Origin of the sequence: Hamadaea sp. NPDC051192 (assembly GCF_040682475.1) — a bacterium.
Lineage (GTDB): Bacteria > Actinomycetota > Actinomycetes > Mycobacteriales > Micromonosporaceae > Hamadaea > Hamadaea flava.
In genome coordinates, this window is record NZ_JBFBAZ010000008.1 from 51,724 (window position 1) to 74,049 (window position 22,326).

General features: G+C 70.0%; 28 protein-coding genes and 1 tRNA gene. 16 read left to right on the forward strand and 13 right to left on the reverse strand.

Going from position 1 to position 22,326, the window contains the following annotated elements:
* Positions 1–26 precede the first annotated feature (26 nt).
* From AB0M47_RS05485 to AB0M47_RS05520, 8 genes are read left to right on the forward strand one after another with little or no spacing between them, the layout of a single operon-like run.
* Positions 27–965, forward strand: coding sequence for a 3-oxoacyl-[acyl-carrier-protein] synthase III C-terminal domain-containing protein (locus AB0M47_RS05485; RefSeq protein ID WP_363408822.1), 939 nt, complete (start codon positions 27–29; stop codon positions 963–965).
* The gene (locus tag AB0M47_RS05490) at positions 962–1,849 is read left to right on the forward strand and encodes a diiron oxygenase (protein ID WP_363408825.1); all 888 of its coding nucleotides are present in this window, start codon (positions 962–964) and stop codon (positions 1,847–1,849) included. Before AB0M47_RS05485 ends, AB0M47_RS05490 begins: the two co-directional genes overlap by 4 nt.
* On the forward strand, positions 1,839–2,081 hold the full coding sequence (locus AB0M47_RS05495; protein ID WP_363408828.1) for a hypothetical protein: 243 nt from the start codon (positions 1,839–1,841) through the stop codon (positions 2,079–2,081). The genes AB0M47_RS05490 and AB0M47_RS05495 overlap by 11 nt, the downstream gene beginning before the upstream one ends.
* The gene (locus tag AB0M47_RS05500; RefSeq protein WP_363408831.1) at positions 2,078–2,956 is read left to right on the forward strand and encodes a hypothetical protein; all 879 of its coding nucleotides are present in this window, start codon (positions 2,078–2,080) and stop codon (positions 2,954–2,956) included. The genes AB0M47_RS05495 and AB0M47_RS05500 overlap by 4 nt, the downstream gene beginning before the upstream one ends.
* On the forward strand, positions 2,953–4,008 hold the full coding sequence (locus tag AB0M47_RS05505; RefSeq protein WP_363408834.1) for an SDR family oxidoreductase: 1,056 nt from the start codon (positions 2,953–2,955) through the stop codon (positions 4,006–4,008). The genes AB0M47_RS05500 and AB0M47_RS05505 overlap by 4 nt, the downstream gene beginning before the upstream one ends.
* Entirely contained in the window at positions 3,992–5,080 is a 1,089-nt protein-coding gene (locus AB0M47_RS05510; protein ID WP_363408837.1) for a DUF3419 family protein, read from the forward strand. Before AB0M47_RS05505 ends, AB0M47_RS05510 begins: the two co-directional genes overlap by 17 nt.
* Positions 5,077–6,117 (forward strand): GNAT family N-acetyltransferase, encoded by a 1,041-nt coding sequence (locus tag AB0M47_RS05515; RefSeq protein WP_363408840.1) that lies wholly within the window; start codon positions 5,077–5,079, stop codon positions 6,115–6,117. Before AB0M47_RS05510 ends, AB0M47_RS05515 begins: the two co-directional genes overlap by 4 nt.
* A gap of 35 nt (positions 6,118–6,152) precedes the next feature.
* Positions 6,153–6,806 carry a hypothetical protein gene (locus AB0M47_RS05520; protein WP_363408842.1) on the forward strand — a complete coding sequence of 218 codons (654 nt, stop codon included), beginning with the start codon at positions 6,153–6,155 and terminating at the stop codon, positions 6,804–6,806.
* A 29-nt stretch (positions 6,807–6,835) separates the two neighbouring features.
* Here the strand turns inward: AB0M47_RS05520 and AB0M47_RS05525 are convergent, their stop codons facing one another.
* Genes AB0M47_RS05525 through AB0M47_RS05535 form a run of 3 tightly spaced genes read right to left on the reverse strand, consistent with a single transcriptional unit; the run spans position 6,836 to position 8,727 of the window.
* A complete protein-coding gene (locus AB0M47_RS05525; protein WP_363408845.1) occupies positions 6,836–7,774 on the reverse strand; it encodes a DUF1152 domain-containing protein in 939 nt (312 codons plus the stop codon).
* Positions 7,775–7,816: 42 nt separating this feature from the next.
* Complete coding sequence (locus tag AB0M47_RS05530) at positions 7,817–8,332, reverse strand: GrpB family protein (RefSeq protein ID WP_363408848.1); 516 nt, start codon at positions 8,330–8,332, stop codon at positions 7,817–7,819.
* Positions 8,299–8,727: a hypothetical protein gene (locus tag AB0M47_RS05535; RefSeq protein WP_363408851.1), complete on the reverse strand. Its 429-nt coding sequence runs from the start codon at positions 8,725–8,727 to the stop codon at positions 8,299–8,301. The genes AB0M47_RS05530 and AB0M47_RS05535 overlap by 34 nt, the downstream gene beginning before the upstream one ends.
* Before the next feature lie 52 nt (positions 8,728–8,779).
* On the opposite strand from AB0M47_RS05535, the gene AB0M47_RS05540 reads away from it, so the two are divergent.
* The gene (locus AB0M47_RS05540) at positions 8,780–9,145 is read left to right on the forward strand and encodes a MerR family transcriptional regulator (protein ID WP_363408854.1); all 366 of its coding nucleotides are present in this window, start codon (positions 8,780–8,782) and stop codon (positions 9,143–9,145) included.
* Positions 9,146–9,183: 38 nt separating this feature from the next.
* Complete coding sequence (locus AB0M47_RS05545; RefSeq protein ID WP_363408857.1) at positions 9,184–9,603, forward strand: hypothetical protein; 420 nt, start codon at positions 9,184–9,186, stop codon at positions 9,601–9,603.
* A gap of 239 nt (positions 9,604–9,842) precedes the next feature.
* Here AB0M47_RS05545 and AB0M47_RS05550 read toward each other — a convergent pair whose 3' ends face one another.
* The 6 genes from AB0M47_RS05550 to AB0M47_RS05575 all read right to left on the reverse strand — a co-directional run bounded on the left by AB0M47_RS05550 (position 9,843) and on the right by AB0M47_RS05575 (position 13,392).
* Positions 9,843–10,310 (reverse strand): hypothetical protein, encoded by a 468-nt coding sequence (locus AB0M47_RS05550; protein ID WP_363408860.1) that lies wholly within the window; start codon positions 10,308–10,310, stop codon positions 9,843–9,845.
* A 49-nt stretch (positions 10,311–10,359) separates the two neighbouring features.
* Positions 10,360–10,794, reverse strand: coding sequence for a GNAT family N-acetyltransferase (locus tag AB0M47_RS05555; protein WP_363408862.1), 435 nt, complete (start codon positions 10,792–10,794; stop codon positions 10,360–10,362).
* A 43-nt stretch (positions 10,795–10,837) separates the two neighbouring features.
* A complete protein-coding gene (locus AB0M47_RS05560) occupies positions 10,838–11,392 on the reverse strand; it encodes a YciI family protein (RefSeq protein ID WP_363408865.1) in 555 nt (184 codons plus the stop codon).
* A 474-nt stretch (positions 11,393–11,866) separates the two neighbouring features.
* On the reverse strand, positions 11,867–12,136 hold the full coding sequence (locus tag AB0M47_RS05565; protein WP_363408868.1) for a hypothetical protein: 270 nt from the start codon (positions 12,134–12,136) through the stop codon (positions 11,867–11,869).
* 163 nt (positions 12,137–12,299) lie between these two features.
* The gene (locus tag AB0M47_RS05570; protein ID WP_363408871.1) at positions 12,300–12,911 is read right to left on the reverse strand and encodes a histidine phosphatase family protein; all 612 of its coding nucleotides are present in this window, start codon (positions 12,909–12,911) and stop codon (positions 12,300–12,302) included.
* 1 nt (position 12,912) lies between these two features.
* Positions 12,913–13,392 carry a hypothetical protein gene (locus AB0M47_RS05575; RefSeq protein ID WP_363408874.1) on the reverse strand — a complete coding sequence of 160 codons (480 nt, stop codon included), beginning with the start codon at positions 13,390–13,392 and terminating at the stop codon, positions 12,913–12,915.
* A gap of 110 nt (positions 13,393–13,502) precedes the next feature.
* On the opposite strand from AB0M47_RS05575, the gene AB0M47_RS05580 reads away from it, so the two are divergent.
* From AB0M47_RS05580 to AB0M47_RS05605, 6 genes are all read left to right on the forward strand, one after another.
* Entirely contained in the window at positions 13,503–13,997 is a 495-nt protein-coding gene (locus tag AB0M47_RS05580) for an HAD domain-containing protein (protein WP_363408877.1), read from the forward strand.
* Positions 13,998–14,066: 69 nt separating this feature from the next.
* Entirely contained in the window at positions 14,067–15,371 is a 1,305-nt protein-coding gene (locus AB0M47_RS05585; RefSeq protein WP_363408880.1) for a serine hydrolase, read from the forward strand.
* A 43-nt stretch (positions 15,372–15,414) separates the two neighbouring features.
* On the forward strand, positions 15,415–15,978 hold the full coding sequence (locus AB0M47_RS05590; RefSeq protein WP_363408882.1) for a hypothetical protein: 564 nt from the start codon (positions 15,415–15,417) through the stop codon (positions 15,976–15,978).
* A 7-nt stretch (positions 15,979–15,985) separates the two neighbouring features.
* Positions 15,986–16,519 (forward strand): ATP-binding protein, encoded by a 534-nt coding sequence (locus AB0M47_RS05595; protein WP_363408885.1) that lies wholly within the window; start codon positions 15,986–15,988, stop codon positions 16,517–16,519.
* 81 nt (positions 16,520–16,600) lie between these two features.
* Positions 16,601–17,332, forward strand: a complete 732-nt coding sequence (locus AB0M47_RS05600; RefSeq protein WP_363408888.1) for a hypothetical protein — start codon at positions 16,601–16,603, stop codon at positions 17,330–17,332.
* Positions 17,333–17,668: 336 nt separating this feature from the next.
* Positions 17,669–17,740, forward strand: a tRNA-Lys gene (locus AB0M47_RS05605).
* A 59-nt stretch (positions 17,741–17,799) separates the two neighbouring features.
* Here the strand turns inward: AB0M47_RS05605 and AB0M47_RS05610 are convergent.
* The 4 genes from AB0M47_RS05610 to leuS are packed head-to-tail and all read right to left on the reverse strand — an operon-like array spanning position 17,800 to position 22,301.
* On the reverse strand, positions 17,800–18,621 hold the full coding sequence (locus AB0M47_RS05610) for a hypothetical protein (RefSeq protein WP_363408891.1): 822 nt from the start codon (positions 18,619–18,621) through the stop codon (positions 17,800–17,802).
* A gap of 39 nt (positions 18,622–18,660) precedes the next feature.
* On the reverse strand, positions 18,661–19,245 hold the full coding sequence (locus AB0M47_RS05615; RefSeq protein WP_363408894.1) for a DinB family protein: 585 nt from the start codon (positions 19,243–19,245) through the stop codon (positions 18,661–18,663).
* Positions 19,242–19,844, reverse strand: coding sequence for a TetR family transcriptional regulator (locus AB0M47_RS05620; protein ID WP_363408897.1), 603 nt, complete (start codon positions 19,842–19,844; stop codon positions 19,242–19,244). The genes AB0M47_RS05615 and AB0M47_RS05620 overlap by 4 nt, the downstream gene beginning before the upstream one ends.
* A 33-nt stretch (positions 19,845–19,877) precedes the next feature.
* Positions 19,878–22,301, reverse strand: coding sequence for a leucine--tRNA ligase (gene leuS, locus AB0M47_RS05625; protein WP_363408900.1), 2,424 nt, complete (start codon positions 22,299–22,301; stop codon positions 19,878–19,880).
* Positions 22,302–22,326: the final 25 nt, after the last annotated feature.

Consider the following 22,326-nt stretch of genomic DNA (forward strand, 5'->3'; position numbering starts at 1 on the left):
GGCCCGTCCTGCCGACGATGGAGGCCATGGACGGGGTATATCTCGGATCACTGACGTACGCGCTGGGAACCCAGAAGCGGCACGTCCGCGAGTCCGCCGAAGCGGGGCTGCTGCGGTCGGCCGCGAGCGACCTGGAGGCGGCCGGTTTCCGGTGGCATCACGTATGCGCGCCGGACGAGACGGCGTACGACTTGGCACGCCGGGCGGTGGCGGAGCTCGAAGGAACCGGCGGCCTGCACGACATCGACGCGATCGTCTACGCGACCTGCCTGCCCGAGCCGCAGGACGGTCCGATCCGCGACGTCAAAGTGCTGATGGACTTCCCGGCGAGCCGGTTGCAGGCCGAGTTCGGGCTACGCGACGCGATCGTGATCGGGCTGCATCAGCAGGCGTGCACCGGGATGCTCGGCGCGCTGCGGATCGCGAAAGCGCTGCTGGCTGCCGAGCCGGAGTTCCGGCGCGTGTTGTGTGTGACCGCCGACCGCTTTCCCGACGGCGCCTGGTACGAGCAGGCGTACAACGTGATCTCGGACGGGGCCGCCGCGTGCGTCGTGGGCCGGGAGCCGGACGTGTGCCGCTTGCTCGCCGTTCACCAGATCACCAACGGCGGGCTCGGCCGGGCAGGCGATGACGAGACCGTCGGCACCTATTTCGCGTACACGCACCGGATCGTGCGGGAGACGGCGGCGCGGATCGGCGTCTTTCCGTCCGAGCTGGACTGGATCGTCCCGCAGAACACCCACGAGCAGGCGTGGCGGATCGTCGCCCGGCTGCTGGCCGTGGACCACGGGCGGGTCTGGCATCCGTCGCTGCCGGATGTCGGCCACGTGATCTCCGCCGACGTGGTGGTGAACCTGACCGCGTTGCTGGCCTCGGGCCAGGCGCGGCCCGGTCAGCGGATCGCGCTGGCGATGGCCGGGTTCGGGCTGAACTGGCAATGCGCGGCGCTGGAGGTGACGAAGTGAGCGCGTTGGCCACCGCGTTGGCGGAGGTGGCGCCGACGGCCGAGCGGCTGAGCCGGTTGTCCGAGCGGGCCTTCCAGAATCCCTACACGACAGTCGACTGGCCTTCCACTGTGGAACCGGAAGCGGACTGGTTCACGAGTCCCGAATACGTCAGCCTCTACGGCACCGACGTGTGGCCGAGCCTCGACGAGAAGGCTCGCAAACGGCTCGCCTTCCACGAGGCGGCCGGCTTCTACAGCCTCAACATCCATGGCGAGAAGTCGCTGATGCAGGGCCTCGCCGCCCGGCTGTATCGCAGTGACCTGGCCGCCTTCACCGGCTATCTGCACCATTTCCTCGACGAGGAGAACAAGCACAGCGTCTACTTCGGAGGCTTCTGCACCCGGTACGCCCGGGTGCACCGGACGCGGCAGCTACCATTCGCCACCGAGCGCCCGCGCGACGTCGACGACTTCCTGTTCTTCGCCAAGACGATGATCTTCGAGGAGATCGTGGACCACTGCAATCGCGTCCAGGCCCGGGATCGGCGGTTGCATCCGCTGGCGCGGTTCATCAACGACAGCCATCACCGGGACGAGGCCCGGCATCTGGCATTCGGGCGGCAGCTGACCGCAGCGCTGTGGGCGGCGGCGGCCCCGGGCTGGGAGCCGGCGGTGATCGACGAGATCCGCGCCGACCTCCATCGATTCCTTGCCGCCAGCTGGCGCGACTACTACCACCCCGACGTCTACGCCGACGCCGGCTTCGCCGAACCCTGGGAGCTGGCCGACCTGGCCTGGTGCGCGCCCGCGCAACGGGAGCATCGACGGCGGGTTTCGGCCAAGTGCCTGCGCGTGCTGACGGCGGCCGGCGTACTGACCGAGGAACCGTCCGATGCGTTCTGAGACTGAGATCCGGCAGGCCTTGCGAACGTTCGTCGCCAGGCACGCCGGAGACGTCGCGATCACCGACCAGACCGCGCTGTTCTCGGTGCGCGTACTGCGGTCGATCCACCTGCCCGAGCTGATCATGCTGCTCGAACGGCTGCGCGGTGCGCCGATCGACGTCGAGCAGCTGCGGATCGGCGACTTCGACAGCATCGACGCGATGCTCACCCGCTTCGGAGGACCCGCATGACCACGCTCACCGACCTCACCGACCTCGGGCTGCGCTGGGACGCGTACGGCCAGTCCGGGCTGTCCGGTCCGTTGCTGCGCCTCGCCGACGACCTCGATCTGGCGCTGCGCCGGCTGGCCGCGCGCTGGGACGCCGTCGAGGAACAACCGCCCGCGACACTGCCCGCCGCGGCCGTCACCAGCCACCTGCGCGCCTTCCCACACCAGGCAACCTTCGCGATCGGGCTCGAACCCACCGACGTCAATCTCGGCGAGTTCGCCGACGGCCCGGTGGTCGACCCGGCCGGATCCGTCGTGCTCACGCGCACCGGCCCGGTCACGACCGTCCTCACCCCGGCTGCTTGCTTCCACGTGTACGCACAACGCCGGAGTGCGCAGCTGGCCGAGGCGGCGTACGTGACGACGCGGTCCACGTGCTTTCGCCGCGAGGAACACTACGAGCCGCTTCAGCGGCAGTGGAGTTTCGCGATGCGGGAGGTCGTCTGCCTCGGCACCCCGGCCGAGGCGGCGTCGTTCCTCACCGAGACCCGGGCGCTGGCCGACGACTTCAGCCGGTTCATCGATCTGCCCCTGGACTGGTCGCCCGCGACCGATCCATTCTTCCGTCCGCACCGCCAGCCCGGATTCCTGCTGCAGCGCGTACAGCCGGTCAAGCACGAGGCGGCCTATGGCGCGTTGGCGCTCGCCTCGGCCAACCGGCACCACGAGCACTTCGGCTCCACCTTCGGCATCTCGCGGGACGGGGTGCCGGCGTCGACGGCGTGTGTCGCCTTCGGTCTCGAACGCTGGCTGTACGCCCTGGTCGACCGGCACGGCACCGACCCGGGTGGCTGGCCGGACCTGGTGACGGCGGCGGAGAAGGCGGTGGCCCGATGACGACTCTGATCACCGGCGCGGACGGCTATCTGGGCCGCCGCATCGCCACCGCCCTGGCCGCCGACGACGACCTCGTGCTGGCCGTGCGCGCGGCGGACGACGCCGAGCTGAACCGGAAGCGCGCCAAGCTCGCCCACCTGCCCGGGGCCGAGGTCGTCCCAGCCGATCTGCGCGACGGCGACCCGTTCGCGTACGTGGATCCCCGGCGGATCACCCGGATCGTCCACGCGGCGGCGCTGATCCGGTTCGACCTTGAGCGCGACCGCGCCGAGCAGGTCAACGTGACCGGCACGGCCCGCGTACGCGAGTTCGCCGAGCGCTGCGGCGACCTCGACCGGCTCGTGTTCCTGTCCACCCTGTACGCCGCCGGCCGACGCCACGGCGAAGTGCGCGAGACACGGCTGACCGACGCCGGGTTCGCCAACCATTACGAGTGGTCGAAGTGGGCGGCCGAGGAGGTCCTGCTCGCCTCGGATCTGCCCCTGACCGTGCTACGCCTGCCGACGGTGATCGCCGAGGACGACAGCGGCGCGATCGGCCAGTTCAACGTCTTCCACCACACGTTGCGGCTGTTCCATCAGGGGCTGCTGACATTGCTGCCCGGCGACCCGGCGACGCCGCTGAGCCTGGCCACCGCCGAGTTCACCGTGGACGCCGTGCTGGCGATGCTCGCCGCCGACCCGGGGATCTACCACGTCTGCGGCGGGGCGCTGCCGCTCGGCACGGTGATCGACACGGCGTTCACCGTGTTCGAGCGGGATCCGGCGTTCCAGCGGCGGATGCTGCCCCGGCCGCTGCCGTGCGACCGGGCCGCGTTCCTCGACCTGGCCGACGCGGCCCGGCGGCTGCGCGGCGGACCGCTGCAACCGGCGCTGACCTCGATGCTCCCCTTCGCCGAACAGCTCTACCTGCCCAAGACGTTCCGGACCGACCGGCTGCGCGCCGCCTGGCCCGGATATCGCGAGCCCGACCCCGTCGCCGTCATCGCGGCGGCCACCGGTGCCCTGCTCGCGGCGCCGGTCGAGAGGAGACGCCATGCTGCAGCGCGTTGAACTGCCCGGAGCAGTGGACGATCGGCTGTTCTTCGCCCAGGTCCGGGAGGACCCGCAGGTCGAGATCGACGCCTTCGCCGGGCGCTGGGACGGCCCGATCGCGGTGGTCAGCTCGGCCGGATGCACCGCGTTGTCCCTGGTCGCCGCAGGTGCGCCGGACGTCACCGGGGTAGACGTCAACCGTACGCAGAACCATCTGGTCGAGTTCAAGGCGGCGGCGGTCGACCGGCTGGATCGGCGTACGGCGCTGGGGCTGCTCGGGGCGGTCCCGATGAGCGCCGACGACCGGCGGTACGCGTACCGGGGCATCCGCGGAGTGCTGAGCCCGGCGGCGAGCCGCTACTGGGACGGCCGTCCCGCCGCCGTCGGCCGGGGTGTGCTCCAGTCCGGCGTCACCGAGCGGCTGATGCGCCTGATCGCCCGGGTGGTACGCACGACGCACCGCCGCCGGGTGCCGGACCTGCTCCGGCTGTCCACCATCGACGATCAACGACGGTTCTATCGCGACGAGTGGGACTCGCCGGCCTGGCGGGCGCTGTTCCGGGTGCTGTGCAACCGGCTGGTGCTGCGGCGGGCGTACGACGAGCGGTTCTTCGCCCACGTCGAGGACGGAACCTACGCGGCGCACTTCCACGCCGTCGCCCAGCACACGCTGAGCGACCTCTCGGTGTCCGACAACTACTTCCTGCACTACCTGCTCACGGGGAGCTATCCGGTGACGAGCCGGCCGCCCTACCTGGCCGGCGCCGTCCCGGTCGGCCGGCTCCACCTCGTCGACGCCGCGTTCACCGACTATCTGCGTACGCGCCCGGACCACAGCATGGCCGGGTTCGCCTTGTCGAACATCTGCGAATGGCTGACCGCCGAACAGATCGACGACCTGTTCGCCGAGATCGTCCGCACCGCCCGGCCCGGTGCCCGGCTCGTGTTCCGCAACTTCGTCGGCTGGACCGAGGTGCCCGAGCGCTGGCGCGACGCCGTACGCGAGGACCGCCCGCTCGGCGAACGGATGATCCGCGCCGACCGCAGCCTGTGCCAGCGTCGCGTCGCCGTCTGCGAGGTGGCCGCATGAGAGTCCGCGACGCTCGCCCCACCGACAACGACGCCTTGGTGAGCCTGGCCACGCAGTCCACGATGGACGGCGACCTCGCACTGCGGTTCGATCGTGCACCGGACTACTTCGCGCTGAACCGCCTCGCTGGGGACACCTGGCGGGTCGGCGTGGTCGACGGCGACGCCGGGCCGCTCGGGTGCATCGCGGTCGCCCGCCGAACCGCGTTCCTGGACGGCGAACCGGGCGAGATCGCGTACGTCGGCGATCTGAAGGTCCATCCGGACTTCCGGCGGCGCGGCGTCGCCCGGGCGCTCGGGCAGTGGGCATACGCCGCCGCACAAGATCTGGTGGGTCCGCACGCGCCGATGATCTCGACGGTGCTGGCGGGCAACGACGCCGCCGCGACGCTGGCCCTGGGCTTCCTCCCGGGCGTGACCCGCTGGGCGACCATCCGCTCCGCCAGCGTCGACCTGCTGACTCGGCATCGGCCCCGCCCGTCGGATCTCGGCGTACGCCTCGCCGAACCGTCCGACGAACCGGAGATGGTCAAGCTCTGGCATCGGCTCGCAACGCGACGGCAGTTCGCGCCCGTCCTCGCCGACTTGCCGTTCGGCCAGCCCGGTCTGGAGTATCTGCTGGCTCGACGACCGGATGGCGAGCTGGCCGGGTTCGTCGGGCTGTGGGACCAGCACGACATCAAGCAGATGCGGGTGATGGGCTACTCCCCCCGGCTGGCCGCCGTCCGCGTCGCGTTCAACCTGGCCGCCCCACTGTTCGGCGCACCCAGGCTGCCGAAGCCAGGCGGAGCGCTCGGCTACCGCACGGCGGTCAACGTGTGCGCCGACACCCCGGAGACGCTGCGTACGCTGCTGCGCCACGGCTGCGACCGGCTCCACGGGCAGTACTCGTTCCTCACCGTCGGCCTGGACACCCGCGATCCGCTGGCCAGGGCGCTGACCGGGTTGCGCGCCCAGCCGACCGACGTCGACCTGCTCGTGCTGAACGGTCCCCGCGACCGGGACGCGTCCGTCCACTTCGAAATCGCCACGGTCTGACGGCGCTGTCGGTGGCCGTCGCTAGAGTGCCGCGCATGACTTTGAGTCGCGGCTGGGTCTCCGCCGGATTGGGACCCCATCGTCCGGTGAGCGGGACCTACGGCTTCGATCCCGCCACGGACCTCCCCGCGCTACCGCTGGACTACCCAGGCGGGCTCCACGCCTGGATGGCCGACCTGGTCCCGCTGAACGAGCTCGCCACGGGTCGCTACGGGATGGCCACGCTGGGCGGGCCGGTCAGCGTCGCCGGGCACCGGGCCGCGCTGCCCGAGTCGTTCATCGCCTTCGTGACCGACACGGCGCTGCGCGACTCCGTTCCCACCTGCACGTCGTGCTACTGGGAAAGCGCCCTGCCGGCCGCGCCCAGCCCGGTCACCGAAGGCGCCACCCTCGTCCGCTTCCTCAACGACCAGCAGGGCTGCCTCTTCTGGTACCTGCACCTGCTCCCCTCCGGCACGCACGAGGTGGTCTGCGGCGGCATCGCGTACGACTGCGAAGAAGCCGAGCCGCATGAGGCGGCCGAGGACCTGATGTTGGTGGCCGACGACTTCGACGAGTTCATCGCCCGCTTCTGGATCGAGAACCTCGCCTGGTACGAGGTGGTCGGCCAGAAGCGAGCCGAGGACGAGCTGTCGCCGCCGGTACGCGACTACGTCCGCCAACTCGGCCCCGTCGCCGACCTCACCTGACCCGACCCGGGTTACCCGGCCGCCCGGTGTCAGTGCGGGATCGGGCGGCGCGGCCGGATCTCGGTCTGCTCCCGGTACGCCTCGATCGCCAGCCCGACCTCCAGAGGCGTACGGGAGTGCTCGATCAGGTCGCGGTAGCGCAGCTCGGCGGCCAGCGCGTCCAGGCCGACGACGAAGTACAGCGCCATCAACGGGTTCACGAACAGCTCGGTGCCACGAGTCCGCACGGTCACCGGCGCATTGCCGAACTGGCCCCGCAACGCGGCCGCGACCTGCCCATGCACGATGCTGGCATGCGCCGGGTGTTCGCGGGCAGCGTGCGCGACCGCCTCCAGATAGCCCTCCGGCGACACGGTGCAGGCGCCGTGATAGCCGCCCGTCCGTTGCAGCGCGGCCAGGTTCTCCAGCACGTGCGCATGGCAGACGCCGTGATGTGAGTCGATGCCGAAGCCGAGGCTGACGACCAGCTTCAGCGGCACGTCGAGGCCCGCGACCGCCGCCAGACTGGTCATGTCCTCCTCCGGCGTGCCGATACCGGCCTCGTCGCCGCGCATCAGGATGTCGGTGCCGCCGTCGGCCAGGACGATCGCGTCGACGGCCAGCAGCTCCACCAGCTTCCGGTACGCCGCCCGCAGCGGGCGGACGCCGGTACGTTCGAAGGCGTACACGACGGGATCGTGGCCCTTGGTGTGCAGCCAGCGGGCAAGCGCACGTTCGGGAAAGTACCGGTCGTTGCCGGGCGAGTCCGGCCGGATCACGGCCAGCCCGGTACGCAGCCACGCGTCCGGCTTGAGCATGCCCAGCTCGCTGATCGAGAAGCTCGCCAGCGACACGCGTACGCCCGCCGCGCGCAGCGCCAACGCCAGCGGCAGTCCGGCGTACACGTCGAAGCCACCGCCGGCCCCGGCGATCAGCACATGACCGGCCGATCGGAGACGGTCGGCGACGGGCAGGGACAGCAGTGTCACGCGGCCACGGTATCGAGCCTCCCGAGCTGGGCGCGACGCATTTCAGCGGAGCAGGTCCCGCAGGAAGTCAGTCTTCGCTCGGGTGTAGGCCCGACGGTCGTCGGCGTACTGGACGGCGAGGTCGCGCTTGAGGGCGCCGTAGCGGGCGACCGCCTCCGGATCGGCGCGGAGGCGATCGCGTACGGCGAGGTAGCGCGGCCACTGCGGATCGCCGGCGGCCACCACGTGCAGGTGGACGGTCCGCACCCACGGCTCCGGCTCGGCCACGAAGACCTGCCCGCCGTCCTGGCCGGCGTCGCCGCGGTAGATGTACCCGGCTCCCGTGAGCGCGTCCCGCACTGGATCGAACGGCACTGCGGGACCCTGGCGAATGGCCAGGTCGATGACCGGCTTCGCGGCGAGCCCCGACACCGAGGTCGATCCGATGTGCTCGACGCCGTCAGTCAGCTCGCCGAGCAATGCCGCCACGTCGGCCGCGTACGCGGAGCCGGTGAGCAGCCACGACGGGTCGTGGTCGACGACCGTCACGATTCCGTAGGGCAGGCCGAGCTGGGACATGCCGTGACTCTACGAGCCCACGGTGCGAGCTGGAGTACGCCGAAGGTCACCTCGACGGCGAGGAAGCCCCACAGGATTCGGCTGACCCCGTGCCCCAGGGCGTACGCGAACCAGGTGGAGAACAGCAGCCGGGCGATGCCGTCGAACAGCCCGTGGATCGGCAGCGTACGCGTGATCCGCAGCAGCGCCCAGATCAGCACGACCGAGCCCATCAGGGTGGCGTACAGGGATTGGAGGGGGTCGAGGGGTGGGAAGCCGCCGAGCCCGGCCGCCGTTCCCACGTCCGACAACGCGGCGTGCAGCAGCGCGTACGTCCACGGGGTGGCGAACCCGGCCGTCACGATCAGGTCGTACCAGGCGCTGATCCGGACGGTCCGCAGGTAGTTCTTCGTCATGATCGGGACGCTAAACCCTGGAGTACGCTCCAAGGTCAAGTAGAGGAGGAGCATGCGCATCGGGGAAATCGCCGAGCGGGCCGGGCTGAGCACCGACACCGTGCGGTTCTACGAGAAGGTCGGCCTGGTGGCGAGCCGGCGGCTGAGCAACGGATACCGCGACTTCCCGCCGGAGACGCTGCCCTGGCTGGATTACGTCCGCACGGCTCAGCGGCTGGGGTTCTCGCTGGCCGAGATCGTCCGCACGGGCGAGCAGCTGAAGGACTCGCCCGACAGCGCCGCGGCGTTGTCCGCGCTGTTCGCCGCGAAGATCGACGTGATCGATGCGCGGATGGCCGAACTCGCGCAATTGCGGTCCGAGCTGGCCGATCGCGTCGACACTGCCTGCCCGCTGCAGGTCGCGGCCACCCGCGCATGATGTCGGAGGCTTGTGGCAGTCTCGCTGGCATGCCTCCGATGACCTTGACCGCCGTGGAGAACGCGCTGCGCGCCAGCTGGGCCGCCGACACGTGCTCCCCCGACGACCTGGAGCGGTCAGGCTGGGACGACGCCAATCCGGCCCTCGGCCACTGCGATGTGACCGCCTTGATCCTGCACGACCTCTTCGGCGGCGACCTGATCCTGGGCGACGTGCACACGGCCGGCGGGTCGCCGCAGGGGTACCACTGGTGGAACCGCCTGGGCAGCGGGATGGAGATCGACCTGACCCGGGAGCAGTTTCAGGCGGGCGAGGTCGTCTCCGGTGCCAGGGTCGTCCAGCGGCCGCCCGGCCAGTTGAAGCGGCGCAACGACGAATACGAGCTGCTGCGACAGCGTGTCGAGGATCAGCTCGGCGAGCCCCTTCCGCGTCGCGACACCGTTCAGGCGTCGGTGTAGCCGATCTTCTGCAGGTCGTACCAGGTTTTGTAGAGCCCGCCCCCCGGCGATCAGCTCGGCGTGCGTACCCTGGTCGACCAGGCGGCCCTCATGGAGCACGAAGATCACGTCGGCGTGGCGTACGTTGGCGAGCCGGTGCGTGATCAGCACGGTGGTCTTCGCGCCGTGGCGGGCGCGTACCGAGGCGACCAGGGCGGCTTCGGCGCGGGCGGCCAGCGCCGACGACGGCTCGTCCATGATCAGCAGGTCGGCGTCCCGGAAGAAGCCGCGGGCGGCAGCGAGCCGCTGCCACTGGCCGCGGTCGTCGCCTCGAAGAGGGAGCGCTCGGCCTGCTGACGCAACCGGGGTTCGAGGCGCGTCTGAGTCCACCCGGAGGCGATGCCGAGCGCACCCCGGACGGCGGTGAGGACGACCAGCATCAGCAGCGCGGGCAGGGCGGCCTCGACGCGTTCGACCGTCGGCCCTTGGGAGAGCACGGCGATGAGGACCCGTTGGGTGGTCAGCAGGCCCAGCGTCGCCATGACCCCGGCGGTGACCGTGATGGCGATGGTGGCGATCGTGCCCGCGCGGTCGGCCGCCATCGCGCGCCGGAACGCGGTCGCGATCTGGCGCGGCAAGGCTTTGGCGACCCCCGCGATACCGGCGTCGACGCGCGCCTGGAGGCCGACCTCCCACCACGCGCCGCGCAATTCGGGGATGTCGCTCACCCGTTTCATGGTCCCGGCGTGAGCGCGATTCACGAAGACTCTTACGCTCCTACGAGAGAGCCTTCGAGTAACAGTGGGTCCAGAGCTGGTCGACGTACTTGCCGTACCGCGGAGTCTCGGCGTACCCGCTGCTCTCGTAGAGAGCGATCGCCTCGGGCTGCCGGTTGCCGGTGGTGAGCCGGATCGACCGGTAGCCGCGGTCCCGCCCGGTCTGCTCCAACGCCTTCAACAGCGCCCGGGCCAGCCCGCGACCCCGGTACGCCGGACGCACGTACATCCGCTTGACCTCGCCGGAGTCCTCGGTCGCCGCCTGCAGTGCCGCGCAGCCCACCGCCTGCCCCTCGACGACGGCGACGAGATACGTCGCGCCCGGCTGGACCTGTGAGCGCCCTTCGGCACCGTATCTGGTGACGAGTTCGGCGAAGGCCGCACCAAGCAGGTCGTCCAACTCCGGATCGTCGAGTTCTCGCTGCTCCACGTACATGCCGGTCACCGTAGGACGAACGGATTACGTCCGTGTTACGCGCTTACCGTCGGCCGCCGGGCTCCCAGCCGTACACCTCGACGTCGGCGTACCGGTCGGCGGTGAGGATGTCGCGCGCCGCATGCTCGTCCGGCGCACGCAGGAGCGCCGCAGTTCCCAGCCAAGCCGTCCCGTCGTCCGACAACAACGGCCCGTACGCGATCAGCCCGTCATGATCGGGGACCTCGGTGTCCGCCGGCTCCCCCTCGCCGAGCCCCAGCACGAGGTAGCGGTTGGCCTCCTCGCGCAGCCCAGGGAACTCCCACATCGTCCGCCCCAGCAGATTGCGCCACCGCCGCAGCAGCACATCCCGGTACGCCCCCGCCTGGTAATTCGGCTCCTCGAAAGCGAACCGCCGAGCGGCCGGCGCATCCGGCAGATCGACGATGTGCACGCTGCCCAACAGCGACTCGCCGTCCACCGAGAACACCGGCCCGCGCGCGATCAGCTCCGCCTCGAACCCGTCCATGTACGCCCAATGCGGCTCGATCAGCGCATCCCGCAATGGCTGCGAACCAGGCCGGTCGCGGTGGTAGCAGAAGAACTCCATGCCGATCATCTTGCAGCACCCTGCCACCGGACTGCGGGCGGCGTCCGGCGGGGCTGCTTTCCCTCATTGGCCGGGCGGCTTCTGATCCACATCCCGTTTCGTGTCTGGATCGGGGGCGGATGCGACACACAATGGGATGTGGATCTTTCAGTGGCGAAGAAGGTGGAGGGCGGCGGGGTCATGGCCAACTCCATCTTCCAAGCCGGGTCTCTCCCGCCGCCCTTTGGCCGCGTGCCCACGATGGGGTCATCCGTCCGGCCCGCTAAGAACGCCACGACATTAGCACGTTTGTACGAAGAAGGGCAATGGTGGGCGGCGGATATGCGATACAGACGAGCATCGCGTGCCGGACGTGTCCGGGGTCAAACATTCCGCCGCCCGGCCGCGCGCTCGAGGTTCGAGTCAGCTGATCCGGCCCAGTGACCGAGACGAAGGCTAACGCCCGGCTACGACAGAATCGGCACTAGTGGGCCCGGATGAGCGTCATGACGTGAGCTGGCCGATGAGCCCGGCGATCGAGATCGCCACGCCGACGAGAACGAAGAAGATTCCGAACGCCCGGTGCAACTTCGGATGCTCGGCCCAGATCCGAAGCTGCCGTACGTGAGGTTGGCGCGGATCGAGGACGAACGACATCCAGATCACGAACAAGCCGACGAGCATGAAGATGATCCCGCCGGCGATGGCCCCGGCTGGCGTGGCCTCCTCCCTCGGTTGCATCGGCTCAGCCACCTCCTGTTCCGCGACGTTCACCCGCCGCGAGGGTAGACGACGCCGGCAAAGGGGGTGGAGGGCGGCGGTTTACGCGACACATCCAGTCGTCGCGTGTCAATGCGAGTCGGACTCCACGCCCCGCCGCCCAAGCCGGCGCGCTCGAGGTTCGAGTCTGCCGATCCGGCTCATCCCGAGAACGAGATTACTGTCCACCTACGACAGAATCGGCCCGGGCATTCCAGCAACCGAGCACCGGCCGGTCGTGTTCCCTGGTGAGGATGCTGATCGTCGCGGTGTGCGGATGCGCGAAGAGCCGTCCGGCCTCGGGCGGCAGGCCGAGCCAGCGCGCGGCGAGGACGCGTTGCAGGTGACCGTGCAGGACCAGTACGACGTCGCCGCCCGACAGCAACGGCTCCACCCGACCGAGAACGGCGTCGATTCGCGCCGCGACCTGCTCGACCGACTCACCGTGGTAGGCGGAATCGCCGGGGATCACGCCGTCGCGCCAGAGGTCCCAGCCCGGCCGCGTCGCCTCGATCTGCTGTTCGGTAAGCCCTTCGTAGCCGCCGTAGTCCCACTCCCACAGGTCCTCATCGGTACGCACATCCGGCAGTCCGATCAGCGCCGCGCTCTGCACGGCCCGATCCGCTGGGCTGGCGTACGCCGCTGTCACCGGGCGTGCGGCGAAAACCGGGGCGAGCCGGCGTACGGCGGCCCGGCCTGCCTCCGTCATCGGGATGTCGGTGCGTCCGGCGTACTGGCCGGTGCGGCTCCACTCGGTCTCGCCGTGCCGGACCAGAATCAGCTCACCCATCTCAAGACTCCCATCCAGCCTGCTCGCAGAGCGTCATCACCCGTTGCAGCGCTTGGCTGCTGTCTTGGAGGGCCGCCACCCGAGCCTGCAACGCGGCCAACGCGGCGGCGCCCGACTTCGAGTCGTACGCCTCGGCCGCGTCCGCGAAGCGCTCCTCCGCCGCGGCCGCGGTGAGTAGGGCCGCGCGTAGGTCGGAGCTGTCGGCCTTGTCGGCGGCGTCGCGTGTGTCCGACGCCAGGCGGCGGAACGAAGCGGCGTCGCCGGAGGTCGCCGCACCCCGGCCGTCACCGTTCAGCGCCAGTTCGCAGGCGGCGGCGTCGCCGCCGTCCCGCCCGAACTTCCAGTAGACGGCGCCGCCGCAGGAGCACAGCAGGCACAGCGCGAGCACGCCCGCGATCACGAAGTAGTACCACTTCAGCTGGAACCCGGTCTTGACCGGCGGCTGCGGCTGGAGCGATGGCGGCGTGGGCGCAGGCTGCATGTCCGTCCCTTGTGGAGGTCAAGAAGAGTGGGCGCCGCCGACGGTAGCAGCCCTTGATCACCTCAGGTCGGCCAGGGAACCACGGGGCCGCCCGGAGTTACGATCCATCCGTGCCTAGCCGCGTTCGACCAGTGGTGTTCCTCGACGTCGACGGCGTGCTGCTCCCCTTCGGCGGTACGCGCCCGGCCGCGCCGATCCTCGACCCGGCCGAGCACGACCATCCGCTGCTGCACCGGCTCGATCGGAGTCTTGGGCCGCTCCTGCTCGGGCTCGACGCCGACCTGGTCTGGGCGACGACGTGGATGGCGGACGCGAACGATCTCCTCGCCCCTCGGCTCGGGCTGCCGCCGCTTCCGGTGGTGGACTTCCTCGAGGACGACGATCCCGGGTCGCATCTGCATTGGAAGACGCGGGCGCTGGTCGCCTGGGCCGGGGATCGTCCGTTCGCCTGGCTCGACGACGAGTTCACCGACGTCGATCGCGACTGGATCGAGGCTCGGCATACGCGACCCGCGCTCGCGTACAAGGTGGCATCGGCGGTGGGGCTGACCCGCGCGGATCTCGACGCCGTCGCGCGGTGGCTGGACCGGGTGTCGTCGGGCTGACTGAGCGGGCCGGACGAGATCTGAGGATATCGACCCGCTATCAGGCGATATGTCGATATTGTGCAGCCGATGGCCAGTACGCGGATGAACCGAGGACGAAGAGCCGCCCTGGCGGTGGTGACCGCCGCCGTGGCGACGCCGCTCCTCGCCATGTCCGCGGCCACCGGAACCGCGGCCGCCGCTGCCACCACAGCCGCCGCGACCGCCGAAGTGGCCGAAGCCGCCGGGACCGCCGGAGAAGCCGGAGAAGCCCGGGCCGCCGTAATCTCGTGCCCCCGGATGACCGGGGCGACGGTGCCGCATCCGCCGAAGCCGTCACCGCCGCATGCCAATCACTATCAGCGGGCCATCGGGGGAAGCCGCCTCGACACGGCCGGGCTCGTCCTGCCGGCCGGCGTCGCGCGCCCACCCGCGATCACCGCCACGTCCTGGCTCGTCGCCGACTTGTCCACGGGCGAGGTGCTGGCCGGCTGCGGCCCACACGAGTACTCCCCGCCCGCGAGTGTCCAGAAGCTCTTGCTGGCCGCCACCTACCTGGCCAAACTCGATCCGCATCGGGTCGTCACCGTGACGCCGGGCGACCTCGACATCCCGGCCGACAGTTCGATGGTCGGGCTGGTCCCCGGCGGGCGCTATCGGATCGAGACGCTGTGGCTCGGGCTGCTGTTGCAGTCCGGCAACGACGCCGCCAACGTGCTCGCCCGGTTGGGCGGCGGCAGCGTGGCCGACGGCGTACGGGCGATGAACAGCGAGGCGGCCTGGCTCGGCGCCTATCAGACCCACGCTGTCACGCCCTCCGGATACGACGGCGCGGGTCAGTTCACGAGCGCGTACGACCTGGCGCTCATCGCCCGGGCGTGCTTCGCCGATGAGGCGTTCCGCCGGTACGCGGCGACGCGGAGTGCGTTCATGCCCGCTCAGCCGCCGAAGCACAAGCGTTTCGAGATCCAGAACCAGAACCAGCTCCTCTACGACTATCCCGGGGCGTTGGGCGGTAAGACCGGCTTCACCGACCTTGCTCGCCACACCTATGTCGGCGCCGCCCAGCGTGGCGGACGGCGGCTCGTCGTCACGCTGCTGGGGGCGGAGTCCTGGCCGCAGGCCGGCTGGCAACAGGGCGCCGCCCTGCTCGACTGGGCGTTCGGGCTGCCGACGAAGGCGTCCGTCGGCCACCTCGTGAACCCGGGCGAAGCACCCGCGACGCCGGTGCCGAAGCCGTCCGCGTCCTCGGCGGGCCTCGTGGCTGAGATCGACGCACCCGCGGCTGGGCATGGATGGAAGACCTCGACCGTGGTCGCCGTCGGCGTCCTCGCCACGAGCGGGCTGGGCCTCGTCTTCGGCCTGGTCCGCCGGATGCGCCGGCCGAGACCCTGAGGGGCACTTCACGGCGCTCGTGGGTGCCTTAAGATCTCCGGCCATGCGGGGACAGAAGTTTCTGGGATGGCTCGGCGTGGTGGGCATGTCCGGCCTGCTGGTCTATGCCCTCTACGCCAACTGGCCGCGGGAGCAGGGTCCGCGGCCGTACGTCGCGCCGACCTTCGCCGAGCCGTCGGAGGCCGGGCACAAGCGCGCCTTCCACGAGGTCTGCCCGCTGATCAACCGGCCCGAGGTGCTGGTGCTCGTGGAGACCCCGCCCGAGGTGCACGGGCAGGGCACGTCGTACGACCCGGACGGCATGTCCTATCTCAGCTGCGACATCAAGCTGCCCACGCGGGCCGTCCGGCTCGACGTCGGGCGCGGCGTCGACGTCGCCGCGATGACCGAGGCGGCCACCGGCGGGCACAAGCTCACGGTGCTCGGGCGTCCCGCGATCTACGAGCAGGAGCACCTGATCGCGCCCACCGCGCGGCTCACGATCGCGTGGGACCCCGGCGATCCCAGCGCGTACGCGAGCATCGCGGTCTTCCAGAACGACGGGTACGCCGACGAGGCGACCCTGGTCCGCATGGCGGAGTTGATCGTGCCCTCGCTGGTCAAGTGAGCCGCCGATGACCGGGCGATCCGAGGTGCTGCTGATCGGCGGCCGGGCCGGGGTGGGCAAGACGACGGTCGCGAACGAGATCCACGCTCAGCTCTCCGGGCTGCGGGTGCGCCATTGCGTCATCGAGGGCGACAACCTCGATCTGGCGTACCCGGCGCCGTGGGAGCACCAGCTGGCGGAGCGCAACCTCGCGGCGATGTGGCGCAACTATCGGGAGCTCGGCTATCGCCGGCTGGTCTACACCAATACCGTCAGCGTGCAGTACATCGCCGAGTTGACCGCTGCGATGGGTGACGAGCCAAAGGTGATCGCCGTGCTGTTGACGGCCGGCGACTCGGCCGCCCGGGAGCGCCTGGCCCGCCGGGAGATCGGCAGTGGACTCGCGTACCACGTGGAGCGCAGCGACCTGATGGCCCGGCGGCTGGACGAGACGGTTCCGGCGACCGTCGCGCGAATGTCGACGGACGGCCGGACCGTCGCGGAGATCGCCACGGAGGTGCTCGGGTTGACCGGGTGGACGGCGGCCCTGGACCGAGACTGAGCGCCAAACCCGTTGCCGTGGCGGATGATCCGGTCTACCGTCAGTCGTCCGGTGATCGAGGCCGGGCCGGGGAGGATCACGATGACCAAGCTCAACCAGATCATCGCGCTGGAGAAGGGCGTCAAGGCGACCGCCGAGACGACTTTGACGAAGGCGTACCACGAGGCGCAGAAGCCGGACCTGTTCGCCGGTCTCATCCGGACCTACGAGCCGCTCGAGGAGGACGGTTACGTCCTGCCGTCCGAGTCGAAGAAGGTCACCGCGAAGGTGCCGGCGCTCGTGTCGGAGATCGAGGCCGCGGTGGAGCGGCTGATCGACCTGACGCTGACCAAGGACACGGCGAACGCGGGCGCGAAGGCCGACGTGAAGGTGGGCGACACCGTCCTGGCCGCCGACGTGCCGGTGACGACGCTGCTGTGGCTGGAGAAGCAGCTGACGAACCTGCGGACGTTCATCTCGAAGCTGCCGGTCACCGACGTCGCCGACGACTGGACCTGGGACGGCGACAACCAGGTGTTCCGGTCGGCCACGGTGAAGACGATGCGGTCGCGCAAGTCCGAGGACTTCATCGTCGTCGTCCCGCCGACCGACAAGCACCCCGCCCACGTGGAGAAGGTGACCAAGGACGTCCCCGAGGGCACCTGGTCGACCACGAAGCTGTCCGGCGCGGTCTCGCCGTCGCAGCGCGACACCTGGCTGGCTCAGGTCACCACGGTGACCGAGGCCGTCAAGACCGCGCGCGAGCAGGCGAACCTGGCCGAGGTGGTGGACGCCAAGATGGGCAAGAAGATTCTGGACTACATCTTCCGATGAGTCCGCACCGACTCCCGGCTTCGGCCGGGTGAGCACAAGTTGAGATTGAGGCTCGAGTTCAGGCTTACGCGGGCCGGGAGAGTGCAGGTTCGAGTCCTGCCCGGGGCACTCATGTCCCGGTAGCCCAACTGGCAGAGGCGACCGGTGGCACCCAGACTCTTGCTCCAAGATCAAGCGCAGTTCGGCCAGTTCGCATCGACCAGCGCCAGGCAGTGGAATCGCAGACCCCAGTTCGAATCTGGGCGGGACCTCTTCGTGGTCTCGTGGAGTAGCGGCAACTCGGCAGCCGATAGGAATGACCTGGAGCTTTAAATGTGGCGACGAGCGCCGGACGTCCACGTGATAGCGCAGCAGTAGCGCATCGGACTCTTAATCCGACGGACGCCGGTGCGAATCCGGCTCACGTAATAGGGGGCCACGCCAGGGTAGGCGTGGCCCCCGCCTAATTCCTCGCTGCGGCATTACTTCTACGGCGCGGACGAGGACGGCACCCGGATGTCGCTGAGCACGAGGTTGCGGCCGTCTCGCCAGAAGAAGCCGTGCAGGATGAAGGTGAGCCGGGTGGCTTTCACCGGCGCGTCCCACACGACGAAGACCAGCTTGATCCGCTGACCGTAGGGCAGGCCGCTGTCGCCGGTGGTGCCGCCGAAGGGCACGTCGGTCAAGACCTCGGAACTGGCTTGGTCCTTGATCGTGTAGCTCATCAGCCCCGGGTTGGACTTCGTCGTCCGCGTCACGTACGCGGTGACGGTGATCGACGGTTTCGTCTGCCCCATCCAGGTGCTGGACGTACGCCGGGTGGACAAGACTTCGAAGTGCACTCCGTAGCCTTCGACGGACCAGGGCGCCGGGCCGGCGGCGGCGACGGTGATGGGGTCGTTCCGTCCGCAGACGTTGGTCAGCACGGACTCGCACACCACCGGGAAGCCTCGCTGGACGGCGTACGTGAGGCCGACGCCCCCCACGCCGACGAGGAGCATGACGACCACGACCCAGGCGACGGAGACGTAGCGGAACCGCTTGACGGGCGGAGCCGGCCGTCCCGGGTACGCGACCGGCAGCGGTTCCGGCTCGTCCTTGGGCAGCACCGTGACGAGCAGGCCGACCAGTGTGCTGACGCCGGTGACGGCCAGCACGAGCGGCACCGGGTCCAGCTTGTCCGAGGTGAGGACGGTGATCGCGATGCCGCCCGCGTTGCCCAGGATCTCCGCGACGATGGTGGCGAGCACGCCGATCCATGCGCGTTTGCGGCGTACGGCCGGTCGGGTGCGCGCACGCTGTCCAGGCATGTCCACAGAGGCGGATGTTAGGTCGGCGCGCGGCTACCGTCAGTCAACCATGCGACGCGTACGCATCGCGAGAAGCGCGTCGATCTCGCCGACGTGCCCGAAGCTGCCCTGCATGACGGGGGCCAGCCAGCTGTATCGGCTGCGCAGGCCGCCGAGGCCGGGGGCCGGTTCGTTCAGCCGTTCGGTGGTCAGCCCGGCCAGCTCCGTACGCAGACTGTCCGTCACCTCGGAGAAGTACGCCAGCAGCTGCGCCGAGGTCAGGAACGGCACGGCGTCGACCTCCTCGACGGTGAATCCGGTGACCACGCCGTAGCCCTGGAAGCCGAGTCCGGTCGGGTCATAGCCGGTGCGGGCGGCCCAGCCGTTGCGGTGCCAGACTTCGCCGCTGACCGGTTCGGCTCGCCACGCCTGATGTGTGAGCAGGTCGAGCCATCGGGTGAAATGCCAGAGGGTGACGCCGACGCTGTTGCCGCCCGGGTCGGGCCGGTACGCCACAGCGTCGTCGGGCAGGTCCTTGAAGCGGTAGCGCACGGCCCCGGCCAGCTCGTCGAGCCAGATGGCGAAGAGGGCGACGACGGTGTCGGGTGCGGCGGCGGCCGAACCCCGGCCGGTCTCGTCGGTCATGACGTTTCCTTCGTGACGGGAGCGGAGGAGTTCTCGCGAGCGGCGGCGAGGAGCACGACGGCGGCGGCGCGGGCGTCCAGCGCCGGCTGGGGGCCCGGGTCGACCAGTGCGGTGGCGACCGCGCCTTCCATGAGGACCTTCAGCTGCCGGGCGAGCGCGCCGGGATCGCGTACGCCCAGCGCAGCGGTCCGCATGGTGATGAAGTCCAGCAGCCGTCGCTTGTGGAGGCTGGCGATCGGGCGGGCGGGGTGGCCGGGGTCGGGCAGGTCGGCGGCGGCGTTGACGAACATGCATCCCCGATAGTCCGGCGTGGACGCCGACTCGCTGAGCAGGTCGAACACGGCGAGCAGCTGACCCTCCGGGTCCGCGGCGCGGGCGGAGACGGCCGCGGTCAGCTGGTCGTGCCAGCCGGCGCTGCGGACGGTCAACGCCTCGGCGACGAGTGCGTCCTTGCCCGGAAAGTGCAGGTAGAGGGTGCGTTTGGTGGTGCCGGCCTGGTCGGCGATGGCGTCCACGCCGACGGCGTTCACCCCCCGCACGGCGATGAGGTCGATCGCGCTGGCGATCAGCGAACTACGGGCGGTCCCTCGCGGAGTCACGCCTATTACATATACCGGTCGGTGTACTAAGCGTCAAGCTGCCACGATGTTCACCAACGACGGTGGGCGCACGACCACCCGGGTCACCTCGGACGAGCCGAGCGTTGTGCGTACCCGCTCGGAGGAGAGAGCGAGTTCGCGCAGGCGCGACTCGCTGACGTCGGCCGGCACCGTGAGCTTGTCGCGGACCTTGCCGTTGATCTGGATCACGCAGGTGGCGGAGTCGGTGACCAGGAGCGCGGGGTCGGCGACCGGCCAAGGTCGCCGGCAGACGGACGGCTGGTGGCCGAGCCGTTCCCACATCTCCTCCGCGGTGAACGGCGCGAAGCAGGACAGCATCGCAGCGAGCGCCTCGACGCCCTCGCGAGTGGCCGGATCGCTCGGTGAAGCCTTGCGCAGCACCGTCGTCAGCTCCATGAGCCGGGCGACGGCCACATTGAACCGGCGGCCGTCCATAGCGGACGTCGTCTCCGCGATCAGGCGGTGCGCCGCACGCCGAAGGTCGCCATCGGACTCCCCTGTGGACGGCAGGAGCGATCCGGAGAGCCGCCAGACGCGCGAGAGCCACTTGACGGCGCCGGCGGGCGAGACGTCCGCCCAGTCGATGTCGTCCTCGGGCGGCCCGGCGAACACCATGGTCACGCGGACGGCGTCCGGGCCGTAGCTCGCGATCTGCTCCTGGAGATTGACGAGGTTGCCCAGCGTCTTGCTCATCGCCTTGCCGTTCATGATGACCTGGCCCTGGTTGGTCAGCCGGGTGAACGGCTCGGTGAACGGCAGCAGACCGAGGTCGTGCAGGGCCTTGGTGAGCCAGCGGGCGTACATGAGGTGGCCGGTCGCGTGCTCACGCCCGCCGATGTATTCGTCGACCGGCAGCCAGCGGGCCAGCCCGGCCGGATCGAACGGCCCCTCCTCGTAGGATGGATTCGGGTAGCGCAGGAAGTACCACGAGGAATCCACGAAGGTGTCCATCGTGTCCGTGTCGCGCTGCGCTGGGCCGCCGCACTGAGGACAGTCCACGTTCACCCAGTCGGTCGCGCTGGCCAAAGGGGACTTGCCGTCGGTGGGCCGCAGTTCGTAGCCGCTGTCCGGCAGCCGGACCGGCAGCTCGTCGTCGGGCACCGGGACGAGGCCGCACCGGTCACAGTGGATGATCGGGATCGGCGTGCCCCAGTACCGTTGCCGAGAGATCAGCCAGTCCCGCCAGCGGTACGTGACCGCCTGCTCCGCGCCGATCCGCTCGACGATCGCCCGTCCGGCTTCGGTGGACGGCATGCCGGTGAACTCGCCCGAGTCGATCAGCCGCCCCTCCCCCTCGGTCGCGACGTCGGTCTCCCGTGGATCAGGATCACCAGTGTCGATGACCGGGCGTACCGGCAACGCATGGACCAGCGCGAAGTCCAGGTCCCGCTGATCGTGGGCGGGCACCGCCATGATCGCGCCCGTGCCGTAGTGCGCCAGGACGTAGTCGGCCGCGTACACCGGCACGCGCTCGCCGGTCGCCGGGTGGATCGCGTACCGCCCCAGGAACACGCCGGTCTTGGGCCGGTCCGCCGCCAGCCGCTCCAGCTCCGTCGCGGTCGCGGCCTGCTCCCGGTAGGCCTCGAACGCCGCGCGCTGCCCGTCGCTCACCAGCTCCGCCGCCGGCGCCGCGTCCACCGCCACGACCAGAAAGGTCGCGCCGAACAGGGTGTCCGGTCGCGTCGTGAACACCCGGACCGCGTCACCGCCGTCCAGGTCGAAGGAGATGTACGCACCAACGGAGCGGCCGATCCAGTTGCGTTGCATCGCCAGGATCTCGTTCGGCCAGTGCCCGGCCAACTGCGCCATGTCGTCGAGCATCCGCTGGGCGTACCCGGTGGTGTGGAAGAACCACTGCGTCAACGGACGCTGGACGACCACCGCGCCGCATCGCTCGCATCGACCGCCGATGACCTGCTCGTTGGCCAGCACGGTCTGGTCGTTCGGGCACCAGTTGACCGCCGCCTCTTTCCGGTACGCCAACCCGGCCGCGAACAGCCGCAGGAACAGCCACTGGTTCCACCGGTAGTACTCGGGATCCGAGGTGTGCAGCCGCGTACGCCAGTCGAAGGAAACGCCGAGGCGCCGGAACGAGCGCGCCTGCGTCTCGATGTTGGCGTACGTCCACTCGCGGGGATCGAGGCCGCGTTTGCGGGCCGCGTTCTCGGCCGGCAGCCCGAACGAGTCCCAGCCGATGCCGTTGAGCACGTTCTGGCCGCGCATACGCAGATAGCGGGCGATCGCGTCGCTGATCGAGTAGACCTCGGCATGCCCCATGTGCAGGTCGCCCGACGGGTACGGGAACATGCTGACGACGTAAGACCGGGCGGCGTCGCCGTCGCTCGCCTGATAGACGCCGAGCTCGTCCCAGATCGCCGTCCACTTGTCGACGACGGAGTTCGGGTCGTACGCGTCTTCGCTGCTGTCGATGCCCATCCCGCCCAGTCTGGCATCGACCTGA